Annotated in this window: 29 protein-coding genes; 24 read left to right on the forward strand and 5 right to left on the reverse strand. The window is 52.0% G+C overall.

All coding sequences use genetic code 11. The annotated features are described in order from the left end of the window. Positions 1–144: 144 nt before the first annotated feature. The 7 genes from MKY74_RS16110 (at position 145) to MKY74_RS16140 (ending at position 7597) form a co-directional block, all read left to right on the forward strand. The gene (locus tag MKY74_RS16110; protein ID WP_076167836.1) at positions 145–522 is read left to right on the forward strand and encodes a DivIVA domain-containing protein; all 378 of its coding nucleotides are present in this window, start codon (positions 145–147) and stop codon (positions 520–522) included. A 191-nt stretch (positions 523–713) separates the two neighbouring features. Beyond that, complete coding sequence (locus MKY74_RS16115) at positions 714–1274, forward strand: AAA family ATPase (protein WP_076167834.1); 561 nt, start codon at positions 714–716, stop codon at positions 1272–1274. 195 nt (positions 1275–1469) lie between these two features. Next, positions 1470–1871, forward strand: coding sequence for an RDD family protein (locus MKY74_RS16120; RefSeq protein WP_076167832.1), 402 nt, complete (start codon positions 1470–1472; stop codon positions 1869–1871). Between the two features lie 276 nt (positions 1872–2147). Next, the gene (locus MKY74_RS16125; protein WP_076167830.1) at positions 2148–5327 is read left to right on the forward strand and encodes a bifunctional cytochrome P450/NADPH--P450 reductase; all 3180 of its coding nucleotides are present in this window, start codon (positions 2148–2150) and stop codon (positions 5325–5327) included. Between the two features lie 116 nt (positions 5328–5443). Continuing rightward, a complete protein-coding gene (locus MKY74_RS16130; protein ID WP_341012494.1) occupies positions 5444–6262 on the forward strand; it encodes a GNAT family N-acetyltransferase in 819 nt (272 codons plus the stop codon). Positions 6263–6319: 57 nt separating this feature from the next. Then, a complete protein-coding gene (locus tag MKY74_RS16135) occupies positions 6320–6790 on the forward strand; it encodes a GNAT family N-acetyltransferase (protein ID WP_341012496.1) in 471 nt (156 codons plus the stop codon). A 33-nt stretch (positions 6791–6823) separates the two neighbouring features. Then, positions 6824–7597 carry a class I SAM-dependent methyltransferase gene (locus MKY74_RS16140; RefSeq protein ID WP_076167828.1) on the forward strand — a complete coding sequence of 258 codons (774 nt, stop codon included), beginning with the start codon at positions 6824–6826 and terminating at the stop codon, positions 7595–7597. A gap of 16 nt (positions 7598–7613) precedes the next feature. On the opposite strand, the gene MKY74_RS16145 is transcribed toward MKY74_RS16140, so the two are convergent. Genes MKY74_RS16145 through MKY74_RS16155 form a run of 3 tightly spaced genes read right to left on the reverse strand, consistent with a single transcriptional unit; the run spans position 7614 to position 11375 of the window. Beyond that, complete coding sequence (locus MKY74_RS16145; RefSeq protein ID WP_076167826.1) at positions 7614–8699, reverse strand: GerAB/ArcD/ProY family transporter; 1086 nt, start codon at positions 8697–8699, stop codon at positions 7614–7616. Positions 8700–8743: 44 nt separating this feature from the next. Then, a complete protein-coding gene (locus MKY74_RS16150) occupies positions 8744–9880 on the reverse strand; it encodes a Ger(x)C family spore germination protein (RefSeq protein WP_076167824.1) in 1137 nt (378 codons plus the stop codon). Between the two features lie 28 nt (positions 9881–9908). Then, the gene (locus MKY74_RS16155) at positions 9909–11375 is read right to left on the reverse strand and encodes a spore germination protein (RefSeq protein ID WP_076167821.1); all 1467 of its coding nucleotides are present in this window, start codon (positions 11373–11375) and stop codon (positions 9909–9911) included. Between the two features lie 153 nt (positions 11376–11528). Between MKY74_RS16155 and MKY74_RS16160 the strand changes: the two genes are divergently transcribed. The 3 genes from MKY74_RS16160 to MKY74_RS16170 all read left to right on the forward strand — a co-directional run bounded on the left by MKY74_RS16160 (position 11529) and on the right by MKY74_RS16170 (position 13873). After that, entirely contained in the window at positions 11529–12401 is an 873-nt protein-coding gene (locus MKY74_RS16160) for a CAP domain-containing protein (protein WP_144025352.1), read from the forward strand. Positions 12402–12575: 174 nt separating this feature from the next. Continuing rightward, positions 12576–13172, forward strand: a complete 597-nt coding sequence (locus MKY74_RS16165) for an AAA family ATPase (RefSeq protein WP_076167818.1) — start codon at positions 12576–12578, stop codon at positions 13170–13172. A 14-nt stretch (positions 13173–13186) separates the two neighbouring features. Beyond that, positions 13187–13873 (forward strand): HAD family hydrolase, encoded by a 687-nt coding sequence (locus MKY74_RS16170; protein ID WP_076167816.1) that lies wholly within the window; start codon positions 13187–13189, stop codon positions 13871–13873. A 52-nt stretch (positions 13874–13925) separates the two neighbouring features. Here the strand turns inward: MKY74_RS16170 and MKY74_RS16175 are convergent, their stop codons facing one another. Further along, a complete protein-coding gene (locus MKY74_RS16175) occupies positions 13926–15371 on the reverse strand; it encodes an MFS transporter (RefSeq protein WP_341012501.1) in 1446 nt (481 codons plus the stop codon). Between MKY74_RS16175 and MKY74_RS16180 the strand changes: the two genes are divergently transcribed. The 6 genes from MKY74_RS16180 to MKY74_RS16205 all read left to right on the forward strand — a co-directional run bounded on the left by MKY74_RS16180 (position 15358) and on the right by MKY74_RS16205 (position 18248). Then, complete coding sequence (locus MKY74_RS16180) at positions 15358–15819, forward strand: GNAT family N-acetyltransferase (RefSeq protein WP_076167814.1); 462 nt, start codon at positions 15358–15360, stop codon at positions 15817–15819. The two genes, MKY74_RS16175 and MKY74_RS16180, sit on opposite strands and share 14 nt — an antisense overlap. Before the next feature lie 147 nt (positions 15820–15966). Further along, positions 15967–16254 carry a hypothetical protein gene (locus MKY74_RS16185; RefSeq protein ID WP_076167812.1) on the forward strand — a complete coding sequence of 96 codons (288 nt, stop codon included), beginning with the start codon at positions 15967–15969 and terminating at the stop codon, positions 16252–16254. Between the two features lie 204 nt (positions 16255–16458). Next, positions 16459–17220, forward strand: coding sequence for a DUF3891 family protein (locus tag MKY74_RS16190; RefSeq protein WP_076167810.1), 762 nt, complete (start codon positions 16459–16461; stop codon positions 17218–17220). Beyond that, complete coding sequence (locus tag MKY74_RS16195; RefSeq protein ID WP_432206594.1) at positions 17217–17429, forward strand: hypothetical protein; 213 nt, start codon at positions 17217–17219, stop codon at positions 17427–17429. Before MKY74_RS16190 ends, MKY74_RS16195 begins: the two co-directional genes overlap by 4 nt. 15 nt (positions 17430–17444) lie before the next feature. After that, positions 17445–17891 carry a GNAT family N-acetyltransferase gene (locus MKY74_RS16200; RefSeq protein ID WP_076167807.1) on the forward strand — a complete coding sequence of 149 codons (447 nt, stop codon included), beginning with the start codon at positions 17445–17447 and terminating at the stop codon, positions 17889–17891. A 51-nt stretch (positions 17892–17942) separates the two neighbouring features. After that, the gene (locus MKY74_RS16205; protein WP_076167805.1) at positions 17943–18248 is read left to right on the forward strand and encodes an antibiotic biosynthesis monooxygenase family protein; all 306 of its coding nucleotides are present in this window, start codon (positions 17943–17945) and stop codon (positions 18246–18248) included. Between the two features lie 69 nt (positions 18249–18317). Here the strand turns inward: MKY74_RS16205 and MKY74_RS16210 are convergent, their stop codons facing one another. Beyond that, complete coding sequence (locus MKY74_RS16210; protein ID WP_076167803.1) at positions 18318–18788, reverse strand: DinB family protein; 471 nt, start codon at positions 18786–18788, stop codon at positions 18318–18320. A gap of 191 nt (positions 18789–18979) precedes the next feature. Here MKY74_RS16210 and MKY74_RS16215 point away from each other — a divergent pair, with 191 nt between their 5' ends. From MKY74_RS16215 to MKY74_RS16250, 8 genes are all read left to right on the forward strand, one after another. Then, positions 18980–19486 carry a GNAT family N-acetyltransferase gene (locus MKY74_RS16215; RefSeq protein WP_076167801.1) on the forward strand — a complete coding sequence of 169 codons (507 nt, stop codon included), beginning with the start codon at positions 18980–18982 and terminating at the stop codon, positions 19484–19486. 43 nt (positions 19487–19529) lie between these two features. Next, positions 19530–20345 (forward strand): class I SAM-dependent methyltransferase, encoded by an 816-nt coding sequence (locus MKY74_RS16220; RefSeq protein WP_076167799.1) that lies wholly within the window; start codon positions 19530–19532, stop codon positions 20343–20345. A gap of 128 nt (positions 20346–20473) precedes the next feature. Beyond that, positions 20474–21232, forward strand: coding sequence for a threonine/serine exporter family protein (locus MKY74_RS16225; RefSeq protein WP_076167797.1), 759 nt, complete (start codon positions 20474–20476; stop codon positions 21230–21232). A gap of 12 nt (positions 21233–21244) precedes the next feature. After that, positions 21245–21673 (forward strand): threonine/serine exporter family protein, encoded by a 429-nt coding sequence (locus MKY74_RS16230; RefSeq protein WP_076167793.1) that lies wholly within the window; start codon positions 21245–21247, stop codon positions 21671–21673. A gap of 49 nt (positions 21674–21722) precedes the next feature. Beyond that, positions 21723–22418 (forward strand): response regulator transcription factor, encoded by a 696-nt coding sequence (locus tag MKY74_RS16235; protein ID WP_076167791.1) that lies wholly within the window; start codon positions 21723–21725, stop codon positions 22416–22418. A 2-nt stretch (positions 22419–22420) separates the two neighbouring features. Further along, positions 22421–23356 carry a sensor histidine kinase gene (locus MKY74_RS16240; RefSeq protein WP_076167789.1) on the forward strand — a complete coding sequence of 312 codons (936 nt, stop codon included), beginning with the start codon at positions 22421–22423 and terminating at the stop codon, positions 23354–23356. Positions 23357–23502: 146 nt separating this feature from the next. Continuing rightward, entirely contained in the window at positions 23503–24426 is a 924-nt protein-coding gene (locus MKY74_RS16245) for an ABC transporter ATP-binding protein (RefSeq protein ID WP_076167786.1), read from the forward strand. After that, on the forward strand, positions 24419–25117 hold the full coding sequence (locus MKY74_RS16250; RefSeq protein ID WP_076167783.1) for an ABC transporter permease: 699 nt from the start codon (positions 24419–24421) through the stop codon (positions 25115–25117). The genes MKY74_RS16245 and MKY74_RS16250 overlap by 8 nt, the downstream gene beginning before the upstream one ends. Positions 25118–25155: the final 38 nt, after the last annotated feature.

A 25155-nucleotide genomic window follows, 5' to 3' on the forward strand; every position in this document is an offset into this window, starting at 1 on the left:
GGCCATTTTTCTTTGGAACATTCTCCAAAAAAGCGGGGAACGGTTTTCATCCCAGGCAAGGATGTGATATAAAAAATATAGGGTGTGGGAGTAATACAGGACATCCTCCCTTTGCGGGGCTAGAGATTTGGAGGTATTCGTCAAATGGATGAACATATGCAGCGCCGATTGGATAAACAGAAAAAGCTGTTCAAGCAGCTGGGCATTCATCTGGATGCACTTTCCATCCATGAAAAGGTGTTCAGCAACAAGCTTCGGGGTTACGATCCGGAAGAGGTGGATGCCTACCTGGATGAAGTCATAAGCGATTACGAGCGGTTTTATGCGATCATTTCCGATCTGATGGATAAATGGCAGGAGCAGCAAATCACGCTGCGCGACTTGAAGGCAGGCTCACGGCCGGAACCGGACCGTTTTGCCATCGATCCGAAGGTGATAGAGGATATCGTATTGAAAATGGAGTACAACCTTAGACAGCTCAAAAGCAAGATCAGGCCGGATCCTGACTTTTTCGTCGATTAACCCATTACATACAGACATACTGCGAGAGCCCTTCCGAATATCATGGACAGAAATCATGATTCGGAGGGCTTTTTATGTTTGCGCTCAAAACGGGAAGTGTATTTTTTGCATCTATGCTCCGATAGTCAAGGAAAATGAGCCGTCCCTGTTGAATTCATCCAACCACGCGAAATGTAAAGGAGAGGGACCGTATGAAATTCATCCTTATTTTTGGCCCGCAGGCCGTAGGCAAAATGACCGTAGGACAGGAACTCGAAAAAATAACGGAGCTGAAGCTTTTTCATAACCATATGACGATTGAGCTGGTTTCGCCGTTTTTCAGCTACGGTTCGGAAGCCGGGAAACGGCTGGTTGGACTGTTCCGGAGGGAGATCTTTGAAGAGGTTGCCAAGAGCGACCTTGCCGGCCTTATTTTCACGTTTGTATGGGCGCTGGACATGAAGGCGGATTGGGATTATGTGGAGGAGGTCTGCGGGATATTCGAATCCAGGGGCGCGGAAGTGTATTTCGTTGAGCTGGAGGCTGATCTAGACGAGCGGCTCTCCCGCAATCTTAGCCCAAACCGGCTGCAGCATAAGCCAACGAAACGGAACACGGAGTGGTCCGAAAATGAGCTGAAGACATCGATGGAAAAATACCGGCTAAATTCATATGATGGCGAGATCAAGCGGGAGAACTATTTGAGAATCAACAATACGGATTTGAGCGCAGAAGAAGTGGCGCGCCAGATTAAGCATGAATTCGGGTTATAATGATTCACTACGGCTGCAAGCTGCCGCAATCCAGTAACTTTTTCTTCTCCGTGACGTTCTTTAAATATAAGCAGCATATTGCTGGAAGGGCGCATGGAAGAAACAATGGTCATGCCGTCGCATAAGTAAAGAATGTACCGCCAAAGCGCCGAAGTACGATGAATAAAACTTGGGGTACGAGAAGGAGGAGGCGGAATGAATCGGAATGCGGGTTTTTGGATCAGGCTTGGGGCATCGCTGGTGGATGGGCTGCTCGTTGGTTTGCCGATCATGATTGTGGTGTGGATGATTACGGGAAAATGGGGAAACGAGGAGTGGATTTCCGATACGATCAGCGGATTGTACACACTGCTCATTCCTGTATTCTGGAACGGTTATACGGTGGGCAAAAGGATATGCAACATCCGGATCCGCAAGGTGAGCGATCACCAGCCTCCCGGAATCGGGACCATGCTGCTGCGGAACGTCGTCGCCGGCCTCGTGTATGGTCTAAGCTTCGGCATTTGCGCGATCGTCAGTGCTTTTATGGTGGGGCTGCGTGAAGACAAACGGTCGATTCATGACTTTATTGCCGGGACGGAAGTCGTATATGACTGAACGATGTCCTGGCTGAAAAGTAACAGGAAGCACGCAGCCTTGCCGGTGAATTCCGGACCTCTGGCTGATGTGCGGGACAATCATATCATGATAGGGTAAAAGGTAGGATAGGACAGCGTTGTCAGGCGTAAGCAGCCAGCAGCCGTCAAATCCTCCTTTTTTCTTATAAAATGACCGGATTACTATTTTGGTCAGTTGGTATTTTTCAGAGCGGTTACCGGTCCGCCGATCGGGCTGGATTAAAGAGAAAAAACAAGGATGATGGAGGGAATAACCATGACGCAAACCATTCAGGTGCCTCAACCTAAAACCTACGGACCTTTAGGCAATCTGCCTTTGCTGGATTCCGCCGCACCGGTGCAATCGTTGGTGAAGGTCGCCGCGGAGCTCGGGCCGATCTTTCAGTTCCAATATCCCGGGGGCCGCAGGGAGCTGTACGTGTCCGGCCATGAATATGTGAAGGACGCCTGCGACGAAAAGCGTTTTGACAAAAGGATCTGGGCTCCGCTGCAGAACGTGCGCGCATTTGCCGGTGACGGCCTCTTTACGAGCGCAACCCAGGAACCCAATTGGAAAAAAGCCCATAACATTCTGCTGTCCAGCTTCAGCCAGCGGGCCATGCAGGGTTATCATACGAAAATGCTGGATATCGCCATGCAGTTGATTCAAAAATGGGGAAGGCTGAACCCGGACGAAACGGTGGACGTTCCTGCCGATATGACCCGTCTGACGCTCGACACGATCGGGCTGTGCGGGTTTAGTTACCGTTTTAACAGCTTTTACCGGGAAAACAATCACCCTTTTATCGATGCGATGGTACGGGCGCTAGACGAAGGGATGAACCAGCTTCACCGGCTGGGCATCCAGGATATGTTTATGATCCGGAAGAAGCGGCAGTTTCAAGAAGATATTCAGACGATGTTTTCCCTCGTCGATGAACTGATCCGGGAGCGTAAGGCGCATGGCGGGGATGAGGATGACCTGCTTGCACATATGCTGGACGGTGTTGATGCAAATACGGGGGAGCGGCTGGATCATGAAAATATCCGCTATCAGATGATCACGTTCCTGATCGCGGGGCATGAAACGACCAGCGGTTTGCTCTCCTTTGCGATCTATTTTCTGATGAAAAACCCCGATAAGCTGCGCAAGGCTGTGGAAGAAGTGGACCGGGTTTTGAAAGATCCCGTACCGACGTATCAACAGGTAAGGGATCTGAAATATGTCCGGATGGTACTTAGCGAGTCCCTGCGTTTATGGCCGACAGCACCGGCTTTCTCGCTGTACGCTAAAGAAGATACGATGATTGGGGGAACCTATCCGATCCAGCAGGGCAACAGCGTGACGGTGCTCATTCCGGGACTTCACCGGGACGTGCGCGTCTGGGGCGATGACGTGGAGGTATTCAAACCCGAGCGGTTCGAGGATCCTAGCAAGGTTCCGCATGATGCGTATAAGCCGTTCGGCAACGGCCAGCGGGCGTGCATCGGCCAGCAGTTCGCCCTGCAGGAAGCCACGCTGGTGCTGGGGTTGGTGCTGAAGTATTTTGACCTGGCGGACGCCGGCCACTACGAACTCAAGGTTAAAGAGACGCTTACGCTAAAACCGGATGGATTCCGGATCCGTGTCCGCAGCCGCAAAGGCGCATTGATTCCAGTGGGTTACGGGAGCGCCGAGACCGTGGAAGCCGCTGTCAGCGAATCCACCAAGCCGGCATCCCTTGCTGCAAATGAACATCATACGCCGCTGCTTGTCCTGTACGGCTCTAATCTGGGCACCGCGGAAGGCATCGCTAGGGAGGTGGCTGACCGCGCGAGGTACCAGGGATTCGACAGCCAGGTCGGTCCCCTGGACGACTATGCCGGCGCGCTTCCGAAGGAGGGGGCGGTCATTATCGTAACGGCGTCCTATAACGGCCAGCCCCCTTCCAACGCCAAGTCGTTTATGGAATGGCTGGAAACCGCCGATCCTTCCGCCATCCGGGACGTCCGCTACGCCGTATTCGGCTGCGGGGATCACAATTGGGCCAGCACGTACCAGCGGATCCCGCGCCTGATTGATGAGCAGCTGGCCGCCAAAGGGGGAAAGCGGCTCCTTCCGCGCGGGGAGAGCGATGCCAGCGGCGATTTTGAACGGGAAGTGGACGACTGGACGGAGCGCTTATGGCCGGATTTGATGCCAGCGCTGGGACTCCCGGTCTCGGACGTCCGCGACACCAAGCGGAGCACGCTGTCGCTGCGCTTTGTCCAGGGCGTGGCTGCCGTGCCTCTTGCGGAGACCTACCATGCCGTATCCGGTCGGATCGTGCGCAGCTGCAATCTTCAGCAAGCAGACAGCGGAAGGGTCACGCAGCACATTGAAATTGCGCTGCCGGAGGGTACAGCTTATCGCGAAGGGGATCATCTGGGCGTGCTCCCGGTCAATCCTGAGTCATTGGTGCGGCGGGTGCTCCGCCGATTCCAGCTGGACGGCTCGGCGCACCTGATTCTGACGGCAGACGGAAAACACAGCGCTCACCTGAAGACAGGAGTGCCGATCCGGCTGGACGAACTGCTGGCACGCAGCGTCGAGCTGCAGGAGCCGGCCTCCCGTGCCCAAATTCGGGAGCTGGCATCGTACACGGTATGTCCGCCGCATGCTAAGGAACTGGAGGCCATGCTTGAGGAAGGCGCGTTCCAAACCAACATTCGGGCGAAGCGGGTTACGATGCTTGACCTGCTTGAGCAGTATGAAGCCTGCGAGCTGCCGTTTGCGCGTTTTCTGGAGCTGCTGCCGGCGCTTAAGCCGAGATATTACTCCATCTCCAGCTCGCCCAAAGTAAGCCCAGGCACAGCCAGCATTACAGTCGGTGTCGTTCGGGGTGAGGCATGGAGCGGTAAGGGAGAGTACCGCGGTATCGCCTCCAACTACCTGGCCGAACAGGATCCTGGGGCCGAAGTGCTGATGTTCGTCCGATCTCCTGAATCCGGCTTTGTGCTGCCGGAGGATCCCGCCACACCGATGATCATGGTAGGGCCGGGCACAGGCGTGGCTCCATTCAGAGGCTTTATCCAGGCGAGACGGGCCCTGCAAACGGAAGGAAAGGTACTGGGCGAAGCTCATCTGTACTTTGGCTGCAGACATCCGGAGCATGATTACTTATACCGTGAGGAGTTTGAGCAGGCGGAAAAGGACGGTGTGGTGACGCTTCATACGGCTTTCTCCAGAGTGGAGGGCACGGATAAATGCTATGTCCAGCATCTGATGAAGCAGGACGGCGAGCTGCTGCTTAAGCTGCTCGAGGCCGGGGCTAAGCTGTACATTTGCGGCGACGGCTCCCGGATGGCACCCCAAGTGGAAGAGACGCTGATGGGCTCCTATCGGGACAAACACGGAGCGAACCCTGAAGAAGCAGCCGGGTGGCTTGCCGGGCTCGAATCGGCAGGAAACTATGTGAAGGACGTATGGGCAGGTTGAACTCAACTCCCGGCGGTCGGATTTCGGGGCATGCCTCATTTTGCAGATTGCTTCCAAGCCGTCCGCAAATATATGATGAAAGCGAGGGTAAGGACGATCAGGAAGGAGCAAACCAGGTGAATTATGAAATCAGAACCGCGAGCACGGATGAAATAGAGCTCGTTCACCAGACGATGATGCTGGCTTTTGAAGAATATCGGGGCCGGCTCCATCCGCCCTCAGGCGCTCTGTCGGAAAATACCGAAACGATCCTGAGCAAAATCAGCGAACATGGGGGCGGAGCCCTCCTGGTTTGGTCCGGTAACAAGGCTGTAGGATCGGCGCAGTATTTCTTCCGTGAATCCTTTTTGTACGTCGGGAGGATATCCGTCATTCCTGAAGCCCGCGGCCGGGGATTGGGCAAGGCCATCATGAAGCATTTCGAGAAACTCGCTACTCAGCTTCGTTATTCCGAGATTCGGCTGGGAGTCAGGTTGTCGCTTCCAGAAAACCTCCGGTTCTACCGGAAGCTGGGCTATGAAATCGCTGAGGAGCATGAATATCCTGAACGAACGGATGGCTGGTACATCATGAGCAAACATGTGCGGAGTCAATACGGTATGATCAGCAAAGACAACGCGGAGCATTATGTATGGGGGAACGATTGTGACGGATGGCGGCTGGTTGATGAAGAGACGGTAAGCATCATTCACGAGAGGATGCCGCCGGGGACAAGTGAGCAAAGGCATTATCACGCCAGAGCGGGGCAGTTTTTCTTCGTGTTGTTTGGCACACTCGATATTGAAGTCGAAGGTACGGTGCATACGTTATCTGCCCATCAGGGAATGAGGGTGCAGCCGGGAGCGGTGCACCAGGTCATGAACCGATCGGCAGAGCCGGTCGAATTTATGGTCTACTCCCAGCCTAATTCGCGGGGGGACCGGACGCTTGCTTAGGATTACGAATGGAACGGCCATACGACGTATAAGTAATACACAATGAGGAGGAAGCAGATGATGTCCCAAAGAAGCATTACGATCCGGGAGGCGGGACTCGAGGATCTGCACGAGCTTGCCGCCATTTTTGACTTATACCGGATATTTTATGGTCAGGAGACGGACGTTGAAGGGGCGGCCGCCTTCTTGTTCGAACGAATGGAGCACCGGGAATCGGTCATCCTGATCGCCGAGGACGTGAAGCAGGGCCGGATCGCTGGGTTTACCCAGCTGTATCCGGTGTTTTCCTCCATCTCTATGAAACGGTCCTATATTTTGAACGATTTGTACATACGGGAGCAATACCGCAAGCAGGGAATCGCCCGTCTGCTGCTTGAAGCCGCCAAGCGGTACGCCAAGCTGGCCAGGGCGAAGGGGCTGTCCTTGTCCACGGCGGTAACGAATGTACGTGCCCAGCAGCTCTACGAACAAAGCGGATACGTTCGGGACGAACAGTTTATCCATTATGATTTAACAACGCTGGATTAGGATGAATCACGGGACAATAAGGAGGGATCATGAATGGGGCCGTCTACGCAGCATTTCTATGACGGTATGTCTGAATCATACCATTTGATTTACGAAGATTGGAAACATACGGTGTCCAGTCAGGGACAATTTTGGGACCGGTGGATCCGCTCCCGGTTGAATCGTCCGGGAAGCAGCAAGATTCGGCTGCTGGACGCCTCATGCGGCATCGGAACCCAAAGCTTAGGGTTAGCACGGCACGGATTCGATGTGACGGCAACCGACCTTAGTCCGGACTCCGTGGCGCGAGCGAAAAGGGAAGCGGAGGCTATGGGACTGTCGATCCAATTCGGAACAGCGGACTTCAGGACGCTCGATCAGGATGTCGCCGGTACCTTTGACGTCGTCTTCTCCGCCGACAATGCGGTGCCGCATTTGCTTACGGACGAAGACCTGCTGAACGCCTGCCGGCAATTTTACAATAAATGTGTGACAGGCGGCATGGTCATTATCACGATCCGCGACTATGACAGCCTGATCCGCGAGCGGCCCCGTGCGACCCAGCCCAGAATTTTGGATCATGGCAAGAGAATCGTGTTCCAGGTGTGGGATTGGTCGGAAGACGGATCGTCATATACGACCCGGCAGTTTATACTGCAGGATCAGTTAGAGTCTTGGAAGACGGAGAGCTATGCAGCCGTGTACCGGGCAGTTCAGCGAAGCGAGCTGAACAGCTTTTTGCAGCAGGCTGGATTCCAGCGTGTGGAGTGGGTCATGCCCGAGCAGTCCGGGTTTTATCAGCCGATCGTGACGGCAGCCAAGTCCTAGATGGAGCGAGCAGATTTCATTGTTTCGCGATTTTACGCTTCATGACTGTTATCATCCACAGAAAGAGCGGAATGGCGATCGCGCAGACCGGAATGATAATCCGCTCCCACAGCTTCTGGATCATGATAATGGCGGCTTCATTCGGAATCAGCAGCGCGATGATGAGGATGGCCGGTGCACAAATCCATATGAGTTTTTTCCAATTTTTAACTTGAAGCCACTGGGCCATCTCATAGCTCGTAATAAACAAGTAAAGGGAGATCTTGGCGAAGACGCCAAAAATCCAAATGAAAATCACGAGCACATCGACATTTTGAATAAAGTTCAGGATGTTTATGGTACGTACCAGCATAAAGTAAGAGAACCTCAGCTCCATTCCAACGTAGGGGCCGAACACGAGCAGCACCATGACCGTGGCCAACGTGACCATGATAGCGGTGAACGCGATGCTCGACAGTGCTTTGACAATTATTTTTTTGTTGCTGGATATAAACGCGAGAAGGACCAGCAGCATAAACGATTCCCCGAAAAAAGAAGCGGGCGACAGCGACGCCTTGAACACCTCTTGCCAGCTTGAGTCACCGACGATCGGCAGGATGTGAAGGAGCTTCGTGTTCGTGACGTTCAGCAAAAAGGTGAGGACCAGCGCAATGAACGTCACGGGTCCGGCCAGTTCGCAAAATCGGCCGATGCCGGTAATCCCGCTGATGCCGGTCAGATAAACGGCCAAAGCCAGTATCATGACCATGAGAATCCAGATAGGAGTCTGGTCAAGGATCGTCAGATGGATAAAATCCGTGAAGGAGCGGAGCACATCTCCGGATAACAGGAGCCAGGCCACGAAATAGGGAAGGATCACGATTCTTCCGATCCAGCCGCCAAGCAGCTTACGGCTGAACTGCGTTAGGGTTTCTCCGGGATGGAGTAGGCTGACATGCATGACCAGATACGTGATGGCAAGCCCGATCGCACCCGCAATGATCATGGACATCCACGCGTCCTGCTTGGCTATTTCAATGGCAGGCGACACTCTTAACCAGACGGCCATAACGACTTCCACCGTGCTTAAGGTCCAAAAGATTTGCGATCCGGTCAACTTCATAGTTTCTCCTCCTTTCCGATAGAATTCCCCTGATTACTGATGATTTACAGCGAGGAATTGGTTTGACCCGGATCCCTGTACCGGAGATGAACCGATACAGTGATCGGCAGTTCGGGGAACGTTTCGTGCCAATGAGGCTTGAGCGTTTTCCATATCTCCGGGTGCTGCATGTGGACTTGTTCCCCGATTCCAAATATGTCGATTTTATATTGGTGCTGCGCCTTATCGATCAGTTTGCGAACCTTCTCCTCCGCTTCTTGGCTCAACTTGGTTTGGATTATTTTTAGATCATCGTCCTTTGAAGGATCAAGTGACGAATTGTTTTCGACAATGCTGCCGGTGCCGTGCAGCGATATGTAAATCTGCGGCTGGTGCTTAATTATTTTGATCTGTGTGCGGTGCTTCAGGGATTGAACGGCTAAACTGATCGTCTCGTTCTCCTTTCCGATGAGAGTGGTGAACGTGAAGTTTTTTTGCTTACCCATCATCCAGTTATTGTACATTGATTCCTCGGGATCCAGGTAACCGACGAGTTTAATTCCATGGTCTTTGTCCAGGATGGCAGAGCCGGCATATATATAGCCTCGGGAAGGATCGGCTGTGATGGCAGGCACAATCGGCTGGGTTCCTTCGCTGAAGGCATCGCATAATAACATCCGGTAGTAGTAGGGCTTCATACCAAGAGCATATTGCTGGCTGCCAAGTGTCGTACTAATGAACGGATCAAATGTAGGCTCGGCTTTGATCACTTCTTTTGCCGTTCCATCCTTGACCACAAGGATGACGGAACGCAATTCCGATTTCGGGTTGCGAAAAATCATGTCGAGATACTTACCCAGCCCTTCTTCAGCCATACGATGACCGATCAGGATTGTTTGACGGTGAGCATAAAACAAGGAGCGCGACAGCTCAGCCTGCAGATGCTGCCCGGCATCCATAAAATCTTTTCCTTTTGCACTCGCGACCGTAAATGTGTTTTTCTTGCCCGCACCCGTCACCTGGCTGCTGCCCAAACCCGCGGGTACGGCGATTTCGGAACTGATCTCCAACTCTTTGTCCTCAGTCATGTCCATTCCGACGCCGATAATAAAAGCACGTTGATTGGGCTCTTTCAGGTTCCAGCAGCCGGTCAACGAAGCTGACAGAAACAGTAAACAGAAAAAAAGCAAATTTTTTTTCATTGTACCTTCCGCCCTATCCATTCAAAGTTCAAGACTTACTCGCCCGTTTTCTTGGCGAACGCAAAAATACATTTTTCGCCCGGCTTTTCCTGGTTGGAGCAACGGGCTGAAGATACGGCGATCCAAACGGAGTGAGATGGATCAGATGGGACAAAATGGCGATCATGCCGATCGCCGTGCCGAAAAGTCCGAAAATACCGGACAACACGAGCAGCGGGAAGCGCAGCATCCGCATCGGGTAGCCGAACCGGTAACGGGGGATCACAAACGACGATATGCCGGCGGCGGATACGACGATGACAATCGGCGCCGAGATGATCCCGGCCTGTACCGCAGCCTGTCCAATGACCAACGCCCCCACGATGCTGACGAGCGGACCAATTTGCTGGGGTAACCGTATTCCGGCTTCCCGCAATCCCTCAAACATAAATTCCATAATAAATACTTCGATGACGGTTGGAAATGGAGCCTGTTCCCTGAGTCCCGTAATGCTTAGCATCAGCTTGGGCGGAACCATTTCCGGATGATAGGTAGTCAGCGCAATGTAAACTGACGGAAACAGGATGGCAAACAGGGCGAACAAATAACGGATCCACCGATTCATGGTGACATACATAAACCGTTCGTAATAATCGTCAGGTGCCTGCAAACCGTCCCAGAACGTCATCGGCACGATCAGAGCGATTGGCGACCCGCTCACCAAGATCCCCACCCGTCCTTCCAATAGACCGGAGGATACGACATCCGGCCGCTCGGTGCTCTGCATTTGCGGAAAAGGAGAGAAGTTGGTGTCCTCAATGGATTCTTCGATGTAGCCTGATTCCAGCACGTCTTGAAGATCGATCTGCTCAACCCTTGAGCGAATTTCATCCAGCATCGAAGCGGATACAATTCCTTCAATATAGGCAAGTACAATCTCGGTTTGGGTCAGTTTACCGATGTGAAAGGATTCCATCTTCAGGTTTGGCGTGACGATGATTCTGCGCAGCATCGTCGTGTTCGTCCGGAGCGTTTCGGTGAAGCTCTCCCGCGTTCCGCGCAGAGATGCTTCCGTAGACGGTTCCTCGATCGATCTTGCTTCAAATTGTGAGACATTTGTTAGAAGGACAGAAGCTTCCCCGTCCGCCAGAATGGCCAAGTTACCTTTTAAAATATCATCTGCCGCATCGTGGAACGTGTTGACCTTCTTCGTTTGCAGTACCGCGAACAGCTGCTGATCACACATTTGCGCAATGCTGTCAATGGGGCCGATCCCCTGGGGGATGCCTTCGTACATTAAAGGCTTCAGGATGACCGACTGGATAATATCCTTGTCAATCATGCCGTCTACGTAAATAAACAGCAGCTTGGTGTCTCCTTGCAGGGTAACGTCCCGGAATATGACATCCGAGCAGCGCTCGAACATCATTTTTAGCGTGTGCTCATTATCTACCAGATGACGGCTTAGCGGCAGATTCGGATCGATGTTTGTCGGTTTCTGGTTAGATGAATTCATGTCAGGTTCTTCTCCGTTGGAATAATTATTATATTTTAGTTACTATACCCATACGCCGGATAAGCATACTTTGCCGGTATAAATCCTCTTTGATGCGGAAAAATTAAGTCGGTATCTTACATTCAACCGTATTAGGGAGGCAGCACTCGTCATATGAAAAAAATCGTTATGATCGCCGTTCTGATATTGATTACAGGCTGCGCGGATCACGGCGCTTCAACGGCGCGCCAGCAGGTGACCACCAAGCAGGCAAACCGTGCAAGCCATATCCATCAAGCGGCTCCGACCCGAAAAATCGTCACTTCAGCCTCATCAACGTCTACGGACAGAGCGGGTAAATCCCATTTGACGGTCAAACAAGTCAATCAAAATGACCTGACCTCGGATTTGCTTAATTTGATTCAGCAGCCAGGGGCGGTACCCGGAACTTCACCGCAGCAGCCTGCGGGAACGCCATCCGGGACGCGGACCGGAGCTCCAACCACCCCAGGGGGAACTCCAACGGGAACGCCAACCGGTACGCCAACGGGAACACCAACGGGAACGCCGGCCAATCAGGCCCCTGCGGGTACCCCCAAAAACCAGGCTCCTTCCGCAGGAACCGGGAACCAGGCTCCTTCGGGTACAAACAATCAGCAGACCTCTGCGAGTGGCGATGCCTCAGCATATGCTCAACAAGTGCTCGATCTGGTGAATCAGGAACGCTCCAAAGCAGGTTTGGGTGCACTCAGCATGGATTCCAAACTGTCCAACATGGCAATGGCCAAAGCCAAAGACATGTATGACAACAAGTATTTTGACCATAACTCCCCGACTCACGGATCTCCCTTCGACATGATGAAGGAATACGGGATTACGTACAACTCGGCTGGAGAGAATATCGCCAACGGGCAGACCTCCCCTCAGCAGGTGATGCAGGACTGGATGAACAGCCCGGGACACAAAGCCAACATCCTGAACAAAAGCTACACCCATATCGGGATCGCCTTTTACAATAACGAGTGGGTGCAGGAATTTACAGGATGAGCAGCGTAAGTGAAGCATAGTGCAGTGAACCACAGCTCTTCAGGATGATCCAGGGATGCTGTGGCATAGGGTTGGGGAAAAACCGGCGGGGCGCTCCGCCGGTTTTTTTGGTGTATAATGGAACGGATGCGAGAAGCAAATCTCCAAAATATCGTCAAAGTTGAGGGATGATGGATGATCCTATGGATAAACGGCGCGTTTGGTGCAGGAAAAACGCAGACCGCCTTCGAGCTTCACCGCCGGATACCGCATTCTTTCGTGTACGATCCAGAGAATGCAGGGTATTTTATCCGCAAAAATATTCCGCCCAGCATCAAGAAGCCCGATTTTCAGGAATATCCGTTATGGCGGGAATTCAACTATGCCATGCTGAAGCACATCGCTTGTGAATACGACGGAGTCATCATCGCTCCAATGACCGTGGTCGATCCGGTATATTTTGAAGAAATCGTTGGCCGGCTGCGCACGGACGGCATGACCGTGAAGCATTTTGCGTTATGCGCTCCGCGCGAAGTCATCCTGCAGCGCTTGAAAAGCCGGGGGGAACGATCAAACTCATGGGGCGCTCAGCAGGCCGAACGCTGTATTGAAGGTCTATCCCAAGACATATTCCGGGAGCATATCGATACCGTTGAGCTGTCGGTAAGCCAGGTAGCGGAGCGGATTGCGGACATGGCCCATATTCCCCTGCTGCCCGATCACAGGGGTTCGGTGCGGAAGAAATTCGACCAGATCAAAACCCAGTTGGATCATTTCCGATTTTTTAACTAGGGGGAGTAGAGGTTATGGAAGCCGTTCTATTTGATTTGGATAATACGCTGGTGAACCGTAAACAGGCGTTTGAGCAGTTTTCGCGAAAATTTATCGACAGGTTTGCCGCCGCGCACAATCCTGAGCATCGCCTGAGGCTGGTGGAACAGCTGCGTGCCGCAGACCGGAATGGCTATCGGGAAAAAAGGGAGCTGTATGAGGAAATGAGGCGGACACTGCCAATGAGGGATGAGGCGACGACCGCCGAAGACCTGCTCGCTTATTGGTTCGCTGAGTTTCCCTCCTGCACCGTAGCGATGGACGGAGCGGAATTGGTGCTGCAGGAACTGAAAAGCAGGGGAATCCGGATCGGGTGCGTCACGAACGGCTCGGCCAGAGCCCAGTATGCCAAGCTTGACCAGGTGCAGCTCAAAGGCTATTTCGATGCGGTTATCGTTTCGGAAGAGGCGGGGGTCAAGAAGCCGGACCGGCGAATTTACGAAATGGCGCTGAGCAGGCTGCAGGCCCGTCCGGAGAACTGCTGGTTTGTGGGTGACCATCCCGAAAAGGACGCGCAGGGCGCCGCTGCGGCAGGTCTGCGTCCCGTACTGCTGCTCACTGCGCCTGCTGAATCGGGTCCGCTCCTGCCGGAAGGGACGCTGACGATAAACAAACTGCAGGAGCTCCTTCCGCTATGTACCGGCCCATTCTTGCGGTTTTGAGGGGACGGTGATGGTAGCTGGAAGGCTCCTGCAGGCATCGTTGGATTGGCATTCAGGCCGGAGCGTTCTGGTTAGCCGCCTGCGGAGAAGCGGATTTCTGCTTACGCTCGTTAAACATAAAGTAATAGATGGCCGATGCGCTGATGTATAGGATTCCGGTCATGCTGAAAGTCAGCGCATAGCCCCAGTACGTCCCATATGCGGTAAGCAAATGGGATTGGACAGGTCCCATTGTAGCCCAGCCGAGCATGAATGCGGTCTGCGTCATCGAGTTGGCGATCCCTCTGCGGGCATCGGATACCCGGTCAACCGTGATCGAGGACTGGATGGGATTGGCCGCATTCATCAGTGCCTGCCTGAAGAGGAAGCTGAAGCAAGCGACTGCGAACAGGTTGGTGAAACCGGTCAGCAGCAAAAAAGGCAGGGACATCATCTGAAACAGCACCACGGCCTTGACCGGTCCGACGCGGCTTGCCAGCGACGGGCCGATCAGCATCGACACGATCGTCATGATCTGGCCGAGTGAAATCAGGATGCCGACGGCCGTAAGGGATACGGCAAAGCGGTTTGTAAAGTACAGATTGAGATAAGGCACGACCAGTCCCGAGCCAAGGCCGACAATCAGCTGGGCCAGCGTAAATTTGGCGATGGCGCTCCAGTCCTCCCGCGCTGAAGATGGAAGCGGATGGGACAGGGCAGGCCCCGGGGGAGCGGCCGAAACGTCTTTTTGAACAGCCGGCTTCTGCCGGACTAGCAGCAAGGGCACAAAGGCAAGCACGCTCGCCGCTCCTCCGGTGAACAGCACAGCCTGCAGGCTCTGGATTTTGCTCCAGCCGGCGGACTGGAGCATATCGGCCAGGTAACCGCCGCCGCTGCTGCCGATGACCTGGGCGGCCAGCACGAGGGAGAAGTGGTAGCTGAACAGCTTCAGCCGCTGCTTCTTGTCCGAATTCCCGGCCAGAAACGGGACGGCGATCACCTGGAAGAAGGCCGCAAAAAGGCCAGCTGCAGCGGACAGGACGATCAGGGCGGATTCACCGCTGGCCAGCGACCTGCCCATGAAGCTCAGACCTGTAAACAATGCGCCGGTCATTAAGAGCAGCTTATGGCTGGTACGGTCCCCCAGCAGTCCGATCGGTATGAAAATAAGCGCCGTTGCAAACGACTGAACGCTCACCAAGGTGCCGTTCATCGTATCGGGGTAACCCAGCGTTTGCACGTAAAGATTGTAAAGCACCGAGAACATGCCTGTCCCGATCTGATACAGTAAATTGGCAAGAAAAAAGAGCCGGATATTCCGGTTGAGGCGATTCCATTCTGACGAGACCTGATGCAGTAACCGCATGGTTTGATTAATCCTCCGTCCTGATGCATTAGCTTCTCTATTGTAGCAAGCGGCCCCCAGGGTGGAAAGGAAAACTTTACATATGGCATATGCCAAATCAGAAGCTTGGCTCATGAGAACGAAAGAGGTGATTTGCAAGATGGAAATAACCATTCAACCGTGGGGAATCGGCGAGGATATCCCCTATGACCTGCTGTTGCTTGCTGATCCATCCAAAGAGATGGTTGAGGATTACGTCGCAAGGGGCAGGGGGTATGGAGCTTACCTCAACGGCGAATTAGCGGGAGAGTATGTACTGATCGATACGCATCCGAAAACGGTTGAGATCGTCAATATTGCGGTACGGGAAGATCTGCAGGGCAAAGGGATCGGCAAAATGCTGATCGAAAACGCCGTCGAAGAAGCCAGGAGGCAGGGAGCGCATGCGGTGGAAATCGGCACAGCCAACTCCAGCTTTCCTCAATTGAAACTCTATCAACGCTGCGGTTTCCGGATCGTGGGCGTGGACCCGGGCTTTTTTATCCGACACTATGAGGAAGTATTCTATGAAGACGGAATCCAAGTGCAGGATATGGTCCGGCTCCGTCTGGATTTGATATAAAGAATAGAGCTGCAGAAAGCGGTCAGAATCGTCACTGCAGGGCTGGGGCGTCTATTAAAATGTGTTTCAATCTAGCGGCAAGTAACGTTGCATTGATAGATTTCAGGCATAGGATAATCTATCAAATGGTAAAGGAGGTCATGTCACATGGCTATTTTGTTACCAGAGCAGTTCTACTCGCTAGCCGCTGGTGTCGGCAAGTCGTTCTATGAGAATCTTGCCGGCGGAATCAATGCTGCGGTCACGGTGAACAACACGTCGGCTTTTCCGGTTGACCTTGTCATCACCCGCGTCAACGCCCCTGTTGTCACTTATACGATCCCGGCGGCAAACAGCTTGACGCTCTCAGTGGAACGTCTGCTTGTCGCCGCACTACTGGCTTCAGCTGCCGGTCCGGTGTTCGGTACGATTCAAATCGCTACCTCTGATTTCTAATTGGCAATACCAACATCAGCACCAGCTCTTCCCCTTCCCCATGTGATATTGAGCCTCCAGCCGGAATGTTCCGGTTGGAGGTTTTTTTCTGCTGGTGGTGCAAGGCCGGGGAAGGTTGTCGATCCACACGTGAATTTTTGCTGGGAAAATGGGTTGGAAAAAGTTAATATTAGGTAAAACATCAACCGATGGAGGGTGAATGTGATGATTGTCAGAGAACAACCGGAAGGCTTCGTTCTGATTCGCCAGCATGATCATGCCAAGTTATCGGGACAGATTGCAGAGCATTTATTGCCGGAGTGGATGCCGACAGGATCGGATCGTGAAGCTGCGGTGCTGGCCATTACCCAGCATGATCGCGGCTGGAGATATTTGGACGAGAATCCGCTATGGGATTCAGCAAGCAGCAGCCCGTTTTCCTTTATCAACTATCCGCTTAAGCCCAAGCTGTCTTCGTACCGAGCCGGCCTGGATGAGGCGGAAGAGATGGATCCGTATGCAGGTCTGCTCTGCAGCAAGCATTATGCGTCGTTCCAGCAGATCCGTTATGCGGAAGAACCGGAAGCCGCCCGGTTTTACAAGGAAGAGCTCCTTCGGCAGGAACGGATTCAAAGTCAGCTCAGCGGATTGGACGCCAGCCGGGTGGAGCGCCATTTTAACCTGCTGAAGCTGTGCGACAGCCTGTCGCTGTACGTATGTCTCAATGAGCCAGGAGTGTCCGAAGATGAGGAGCATCCATGGTACCGTGAAGGGATCGAGACGGAGATCGCCGGGCTCAAGCATTTGCAGGCCCGATGGGTGGACGAAGGCTGCGTGGCGGTCAGCCTGCCCTTGTTCCGATCGGAGTTTACCGGGTCGATTACGCTAAAGCGGGTATCGAGACAAGCTATTGAGGAAAAAGGATTGGGTGCAGCCTACGACATGGCCCCGGAAATCACGCAGGATGTTATATTCCGGAATAAATGAGGAAGAGAAGATACGAGGGAGAACTCCTCGCCGATCCGCCGGAAGGCGAGCTCCGTTGGGTAACGATCGAAGATGCGCTGGAGCTGCCAATGCAGCCATGGTTCCGCAAGAGATTTCCGCTCTTCTTCGAGGAGGGAACCTTTGAAATCCATGATGTGTGGGATCAGGAAAAACAGATCACGATGGCGGAATCCGTCAAGAAGCTGTAGACAGGAGGTGTCTGTATGGATCCTGTATATTTAAAACCTGTTACCGACGATATCCGCCAGCAGTGCATCGAGCTTCGTCCCAGGGATGACCAGTTGAGTTTTGTGGCTTCAAATCTAAATTCATTGCAAAAGGCGGCCGAGGAGAAAACCTGCTATCCCTACGCGATTTATGCAGGTGATTTCATGGTAGGATTTGCGCTGTTCGATGAGGAGCCGTATCCGGAAGACGGCTGCTTCTGGATCGTCAGGTTCATGATCGACCGGAATTATCAAGGCAGAGGTTACGGCAAAGCGGGATTATCCGCCGTCCTTCGCAAGCAAAAAGAGCATCCGGCCTGTTCTGTTATCAGAATCTCGCATGTTCCCGACAATACAGCCGCAAACCGGCTGTACAAAGGGCTGGGTTTTAAAGAGACCGGTCAATTCATAAATGGGGAGCTTGTGCTTGACCTCGAAGTATAGGCGCGGCTCAGGACGCGTGATAAAGTTGGCAGAGAGTCAGGAGGAAATGATATGATTTTGGAAGCCGCGATGCTGCAGGTGAAGCCGGGGCAGGGCGAAGCATTTGAGCAAGCCTTCCGGGAGGCTTCGGGCATTATATCTTCCATGAAAGGGTACATCGGACATGAGCTTCAGCGCTGTATGGAGGTTCCAAACAAATATCTCCTCCTCGTGAAGTGGGAAACCCTTGAGGACCATACGGAAGGATTCAGGCAGTCCGAATCTTATGCTCGGTGGAAAGGGCTGCTGCATCACTATTACGACCCTTTCCCGGTCGTTGAACATTTTGAGAAAGTAACCTTACCGGGCACATCCTGAAGGGATACTCCTAGAACGTAACGGGAGTAGCCCATGTTCCAACGCGGCAGCCGAATGAAAAGTGATGTATTACTCAAATAAAGAAACGCGCGGGTCATGTCCCAAATCATGCACGAGCATGGAATGAAGCTGACCCCGGTGATGGTATAAATGCGCCAAAATTTCCAGCAGCCAGCCGAACCGAGTATATGATGCCCCCCAGTAGGAGGAAACCTCTTCCTGAAGCTGGGCTTCCGTCAGCGAGCCGTATTTTTGTACAAGGGATTCATAGTTATCTTGAAAGGCTTGGCGGATGCGCTCGCTCGTCGAATACGATGTCCTGCTGTAAAATGCAGCCATCTCTTCCTGTGAGGCACCGTCCGAAATGATCAAATCGGCGAGCGGCAGCATGGCGAGATGCTCCAGCAGCTCACCTACGGAAAATTTGCCGGGAGTGGGCCGCTTCGGCAGATCGCATTCATCCAGACCGTCCATGATCTCGAGAATGGAACGGATTGCCACATTTATATGATGCAGCGCGCTTTGGCAGCAGGGATTCATGGTTTTATCTCCTCCATTATTACAGGTAAGTAGTTACATAGCGATGATCGAAGAATTTCGAACAAGAACATTTGTTCTTGTTTTTTTATTATAATGGCAACTCAGACGGTGATCAAGTTTTTTCGAGGCTGATCAACACTAGTGCGAATGGATGCATTGGAATATGCACTATGCGAAAGGAGATTTTCCGTATGAGCATCAGACAGGCTGCTTATGATGATTACCCGGTGCTGGCCAAGGTCCACGTGGAAAGCTGGAAAACGACCTACAGAGGCATGATTGCAGACGCCTATCTGGATCAGCTGACGGTGGAGAGCCGGATGGAGCGGTGGAAGCAGCTTCTAAGCCGGGAGGATAAGGACTTGTGGACATTCGTTTCCGAGGATGAAGCCGGACGGGTATTCGGGTTTATACAAGGGGGAAAATGCCGGGAGGAAGTTGCCGGGTATGATGCGGAAATCTACGCCTTGTATTTACTTCAGGAACATCAGGGAAAGGGACATGGAAAATTGCTGGTGAACACGCTGATCCAAGCCTTCCGGGAGAACGGCTTCGGTTCCATGTACTTGTGGGTGCTCAAGGATAATCCGGCGCGTCAATTTTATATAAAAATGGGTGGAAGTCCTGTCTCTGAAAAAACGCTGGATATCGCCGGCCAGGCCGTTCTGGAAACCGGTTTGGCTTGGGATAAGCTCTGAAATATGAAGGACGGGAATCCGTCTATGGAAAGGAAGCGGAAAGATGGGCAGCATAATCGATTACTATAATCAGTTTGATGAATGGGGGAGACTGGAGCGGGAGCCGGTCGAATTTATGGTCAACTTCCATTTCATTAAGCGGTATTTGAAGCCGGGAACACATGTCCTCGACAACGGAGCGGGGCCGGGCAAATATGCGGTTGCGCTGGCGCAGGAAGGCTATGACGTGACCTTGACCGATTTGTCTCCACGCCTCGTCGGCCTCGCGGCCGGCAAAGTGAAGGAATGCAAGCTGGAGGAACGGTTCCAGGGGATACACGTGGCCGATGCAAGAGATCTTGGAAGATTTGAAGACGGGCGGTTTGACGCCGTTTTGATGCTTGGGCCGCTGTACCATCTCCAGCAGGAGGAAGACCGGAAGCAGGCGGCCCGGGAGCTCTTCCGGGTGGTCAAACCCGGCGGACATGTATTTGTCGCCTTTATGTCCCGGACGAGGCATTTAATAAATTCGCTGCTGCATCCGCAGTTCTGGAAGCCGAATGATACAATGGACGGCATTGATGAGTTTATGAGAACGGGTGTATTCAACCACAGCGATGATGGCCGGTTTACGGGAGCTTATTATTTTCCGATTGATGAGATCCGTCCCTTCATGGAGCAGCACGGCTTCGACAGCGTGAAGTTGATCGCATCCGGCAGCGTGGTGCAGTCTATGAACGAGGAACAGTGGGCATACTGGCGGGGCCGCGGTCCAGAGGAATATCAGCGGTTTCTGAACCGTATCATGGAGGCTGCAGAAGACCCATATATCCTAGGTGCTTCCTCTCATCTGCTGTATATCGGAGTCAAGCCACAATAACCGAAGGTACTTCTTACTCCGGAGGATTCCGCTCTATTATGAGGAAGTGACGCTTGTCCGTGTTTTTGTCCGGCAAACCGATTATACTGTAACTAACATAGGGTTATGCGCATACGGGAGGAAGAGCTTTGGAAGACTTGGTGCAGAGGGAGCACGAAATCATGAAGGTATGCCTGCTGGCCGGGCAAATCATGCTGCAGAGCGGAGCGGAGACGTACCGGGTGGAAGATACCATGGTACGGATTGCCGCTTCTTTTGGCGTGGATAAAACGCATAGCTACATGACCCCTACGGGACTCATTTTTTCTATGGAGGATCCGCAGCCGATCACGAGGCTGAACCGAATTTCGGACCGGACGACGAATTTGCATAAAATCGACCGCGTGAACAGCGTATCCCGCCGCATCAGCAAAGGGGAGCTGACCATCGCTGAAGCGCGCCGGGAGCTGGAAATCATCCAGCGGACAGGCGATATTTACCCGCTGTGGCTGCGGTTGCTGATGGCGGCGCTGGCCAGCGGCTGTTTCCTGATCATGTTCCGAGGCATCTGGCCCGATTTCCTGCCCGCGGCTGTGGCCGGAGGTCTCGGATATTACTGCACGCTGATGCTGCAGCGGATGATTCCGGTCAAGTTCTTCGCCGAGTTTTCGGGAGCGCTGGCCATCGGCCTCTGCTCGATCCTGTTCGTCAAATTCGGCTTCGGGCAGGACCTGGACATTATCGTCATCAGCTCGGTCATGCCGCTCGTACCGGGGCTGCTGATTACTAATGCGATCCGCGATTTGATGGCAGGCCACCTGGTTTCCGGCTTGTCGAAGGGGGCCGAGGCGTTCATCACCTCTTTTGCGATCGGGGCGGGCATCGCATTTATGCTGTCATTTCAATGAGGAGGATGCCGTATGTACATTGAACAACTCGTCACGAGCTTCGTCGCATCGGCTGCGTTTGGCATGCTCTTCAACACCCCGAAAAAGGCGCTGCTGCAGTGCGGATTTGCCGGGATGGTCGGCTGGCTGCTGTATATATGGCTTCAGGATATGCACGTGCTGCGGATTACAGCCACCGTGGTCGCCAGTTACTGCGTCACGATGATCAGCCATTTGTTCGCCAAAAGGTACCGCACGCCGATCATCGTGTTCAGCGTATCGGGCATCATTCCGCTGGTCCCCGGCGGAACGGCTTATGACGCGATGCGCAACGCAGTTGAGAACCAGTATGACCAGGCCGTCCAGCTGGGAGCCGAAGCCTTTATGATTTCGGGGGCGATCGCCCTTGGCCTGCTGTTGTCGGAAGTGACCAATCAGCTCATCCGGAAGTGGAGAGTGTAGGTGTTGGAAATTTCACCGGTCAAAATACGAGGAGCTCGGGGGGATCTGCGTGCCAAAGCGCATTCTGCTAATCGAAGACGATAAGGAAATCAGCCAGCTGATTGAGAGTCATTTAAAGCAGGAAAACTATGAAGTGTTTGTCGCGCTGGATGGGGAAGAAGCGGAATCATTTATTGATAAGGAGGAGTTTGATCTGGTTTTGCTGGATTTAATGCTTCCTAAAGTAAATGGCATGGATGTGCTCAAGCAGATCAGGGAAAGAAGCGTCGTTCCCGTCGTTATTATTTCCGCAAAAGGCAGCGACCTTGACAAGGCTCTAGGACTTGGTTTTGGCGCAGATGATTATCTAAGCAAGCCGTTCTCCATGATTGAGCTAACCGCCAGAGTGCAAGCTGCCATACGCAGGGCAACACAATATATCCGGACGGATCATCAGCCGACGGAGGATCGGATTCATTATAAGGACCTCACTCTTGATTTACGCACGTTTTCTGTGCAGGTCCGAGGTCAGAGTGTTACGCTCACCTCCAAGGAGTTTCATATTCTGAAATTATTCTTAACTTATCAGAGCAGGGTGTTCACCAAGGAGCAAATCTATCAATTCGTCTGGCAAGACGATTATTATGGGAATGAAAACGTGATTAACGTTCATATCCGCAGGCTTCGAGAAAAAATCGAGGAAGATCCTTCCAATCCTCAGTTTATTCGTACCGTTTGGGGCATCGGATATAAATTGGGAGGGTAGCCATGGTTATTTTTCTAAGCGCGGCCATTGCTGTTTTGCTCCTCATGAATATTTGGCAGTTTGTTTCCCGCAGAACATGGAATCGGAATGTACAGGAAATATCGAATAAAATCATGGAGATCATCGAACATCAAACCGCCGAGAAGGTGCTTTTCCAAACCGACCAGCAAGCCGTGCAGCAGTTGCTGATCCAAATCAACCGTCTGCTGGATTACAACCAAAGAGTGATTGCGGATTATGCCAGAACCAAGGATAGTCTGAAGAAAATGATATCCAACATGTCCCACGATTTGAAAACGCCCCTGACGGTCATTCTGGGATATGCCGAAAAGCTGAACCAGGAAGAATCGATTTCCGAAGAAGAAAGAAAGCAGGTAATTCTGCGGCTAAACGATAAAGTGAACAGTCTGGTCGCATTGCTTAACCAGTTTTTTGATCTCGTTAAAATCGAGTCGGAAGACTACGAAATCCCGCTCAGCAAAATTTCCCTCAATGAGATTTGCCGCCAAAGCGTGCTTGAATTTTATGAGCTTCTGACATCCCGAGGTCTTCGGGTGGAGCTTGAAATTCCGGAGCGTCCCCTTTACATACTCGGTAATGAGCATGCGCTGCAACGAATATTAAACAATTTAATATCAAATTCAATCCGGTATGGAAGCGACGGAGGCGTGTTTGGTTTAACGCTTCGGGAAGAAGGCGAATCGGTTGCTGTCGACGTCTGGGATCGCGGAAAAGGCATTACAGAAGTCCACCAGGACCGCGTGTTTGAAAGACTTTACACATTAGATGACGCCCGAAACCCGCAATTTCAGGGTAGCGGACTAGGCCTTAGTATTTCGAAACGTTTAACGGAGGCGATGAAAGGATCGATTCGGCTTACGAGCACACCGTTTGAGAAAACGACGTTTACATGCATTTTTAAACAGGTGCCACATTAGATCTCCCACAAGAGGTGTTCTGTCTGAACGCCTCTTTTTACGAACTTAAGAAACTTGTAAGGATTGAGTAAGAAAAATGATCCATTCCTTGCTTTACGATAGAAGTAATTCAAAGGATGAATATAGACGGGAGGATCATAACTCAAATGAGCGACGTCATTCGAACCTATGAGCTTACCAAAACGGTAAAAGGAAAAACGATTACTTCGAATGTTAATCTCACGGTAAAAAGAGGAGAAACTTACGGCTTGCTTGGACCGAACGGTGCCGGTAAAACGACGATCATGAAAATGCTCACGGGACTCATCATCCCCACATCGGGAGAAATCATGCTATTTGGCAAGATGTTTACGGAATCTGCAAAAGACGGGTTAAAGCGAGTCGGGAGCATCATTGAATATCCGATATTTTTCGAACATCTAACAGCCATGGAGAACTTGCGGATTCACTGTGAATATCTGGGCTTTTATGACGGAAAGGCCATCACCCAAGCGCTGGATATGGTCAATTTGCATGGGATTGATGACAAGAAAGTGAAGGACTTCTCGCTTGGCATGAAACAGCGTCTGGGAATCGTCCGTGCCATGATTACGAAGCCTGAGCTGATTGTCCTGGATGAACCCACCAATGGGCTGGATCCCATCGGGATTAAAGATATGCGGGAATTAATCCGGATGTTAAACAAGGAATATGGCATAACGTTTCTCCTGTCTAGTCACATCCTGGGTGAAATCGAGCAGATGGCTGACCGAATCGGGATGATTCAGCACGGGAAACTGGTGAATGAAGTCGCACTGGCCGACATTCAGAAGTTGCGGACCGATTATATCGAACTGGTCACTTCGAATGTGCAGAAAACGGTCTATTTGCTTGAACATAAGCTCCGAATTTCCAACATCAAAATTGTGAAGGATACAAGGATTCGTGTATACGACACGGCCCGATCCACAAGCGATATTTCGAAAACATTGATATCGAACGATATTGAAATTGAGGAAATTCAGAAGCATACGAGTACGCTGGAAGACTATTTTTACCACCAAATCCAGGGGGGCGATAAGTTTGACTAAACTGATTGAGCTCGAGTGGAGAAAATTAGAGCAGAAAAAGGTTATCGGTGAAGTGATGATCTATTGGGTGATCCTTATGTTTCTTCCCGTTTTCTTTTTAAAAGTGGTCATGGCTGATTTAGCGTTCACGGATTTTGAGGAGAGTTATTCAAGCGCGATGGAGCTGATGTCGGCGATCCAAATGGGGTTTGTTCTGTTCGGCGCCTCCATGATTAATCACGTATTTATCGAGGAATATAAGAATAAAACGATGTCCCTTTCATTCGGATATCCCATTAGCCGCAAAAAACTGGTTATGGCCAAAGTTTGGTTTATCTTCCTGGCGGTTTTCCTGTGTACGCTTATATCTTTTGTTCTATCCGGAATTACCACCTATGTGTTCGATTTGTTCATCGACGTCATTCACGGACTGCCAACCCTCGCGGACATCATTTCGTTTACGGTCAAGTCGATCGTTCATTCCGCGGTTGTCTCGGTGATCAGCTTTGTTCCGCTGTTTTTGTTCGGGATCTGGAAGAGGGCGGTCATTCCGACCGTGATTTGCTCCGTTTTTCTCATGCAGTTCCCGAATTTCGCAGGACTGCTTCATATTCCTTTGAACACGAACATGTTATACGCAGTGCTGGGCCTGATTGGCTTGGTCAGTGTCTACTTGTCAATTGCTAAAGTGAATCAAGTGGGGGATATTTAGCGATGAAGAATTACTTTTAAGGGGATCAGGGCTGAAGA

This window comes from Paenibacillus sp. FSL R5-0378, assembly GCF_038009285.1.
GTDB lineage: Bacteria > Bacillota > Bacilli > Paenibacillales > Paenibacillaceae > Paenibacillus_AQ > Paenibacillus_AQ favisporus.